We start from the raw sequence: 1,187 nt of genomic DNA, 5'->3' as shown, positions 1-1,187 counted from the left end.
AACTCGTTTGATCGCTTGTGACGATGTTTGATCGTTATGCGTATGATAGCCACCGTTCAGATTCAAGGCCTGTTTCTTCATTGAATAGTGATGTTGATGGTTAACCAAGCCTCAACTAGTCAATCCTAATTGCGTTTTCGTTTAACGGCTTAATGGTTTTTCGCCTTAATAATAATAACCTTTGTTAAAAATTTGATTTTTTCTTTTAAGGGCCTAGAATTTATTATTTCTTTGGTTCTGTTGCAAAGTTTTCCAAAAAATCTATTTTAGTGTAAAATTGAGAAAAAAGACAGAGAGGACAGAGTAATGAATCATTTTAAAGGCAAACAATTCAAAAAAGACGTCATTATTGTCGCTGTTGGTTACTACCTGCGTTACAATCTAAGCTATCGTGAAGTTCAGGAATTGTTATATGATCGTGGAATAAATGTTTGTCATACTACGATTTATCGTTGGGTGCAAGAGTACAGCAAAGTCCTCTATTATCTTTGGAAGAAGAAAAATAGACAATCCTTCTATTCATGGAAAATGGACGAAACCTATATCAAAATTAAGGGACGTTGGCATTATCTTTATCGTGCAATTGATGCGGACGGCTTAACCTTAGATATCTGGTTACGAAAGAAACGGGATACGCAAGCAGCCTATGCTTTCTTAAAACGACTCCATAAACAGTTTGGTGAGCCGAAAGCAATTGTGACTGATAAAGCACCTTCTCTTGGCTCCGCCTTTAGAAAGTTACAGAGTGTGGGTTTATATACTAAGACAGAGCACCGAACTGTGAAGTATCTTAACAATTTAATAGAACAAGACCATCGACCTATTAAACGACGAAATAAATTTTATCAAAGTCTCCGTACAGCCTCTTCCACGATTAAGGGCATGGAGACCATTCGAGGAATATATAAAAAGAACCGAAGAAATGGAACGCTCTTCGGCTTTTCGGTGTCTACTGAAATCAAGGTATTAATGGGAATACCAGCCTAAGATATTTGGAGTTCAGAGAGGGCGCGTTTGATTTTCAAACTTCGCAACAGAACCTTTCATGCTCTCAGCATTATTTTCTAGCTTTGCAAATTTTTTTGAAACAAGTTATATTGTAGTTAAAAAAACTACAGGAGGATTTATCACATTTTTATTTGGAGCAATCGTTTGTGTCATTGCACAAGTATTACTTATTCCATTAT

At 36.1% G+C, this 1,187-nt stretch carries 1 protein-coding gene; it reads left to right on the top strand.

From position 1 onward, the window contains the following. Positions 1–306: 306 nt before the first annotated feature. Positions 307–987 carry an IS6-like element ISS1N family transposase gene (locus AC07DW_RS34570; protein WP_024046927.1) on the top strand — a complete coding sequence of 227 codons (681 nt, stop codon included), beginning with the start codon at positions 307–309 and terminating at the stop codon, positions 985–987. Positions 988–1,187: the final 200 nt, after the last annotated feature.

It is taken from the genome of Streptomyces sp. NPDC045701 (assembly GCF_056432045.1).
This window is presented reverse-complemented; position numbering and strand designations above follow the sequence as displayed.

What these genes read in the sequence shown, in the direction of transcription:
- AC07DW_RS34570 (WP_024046927.1), top strand. Translation starts at nt 307, where the DNA reads ATGAATCATTTTAAAGGCAAACAATTCAAAAAAGACGTCATTATTGTC.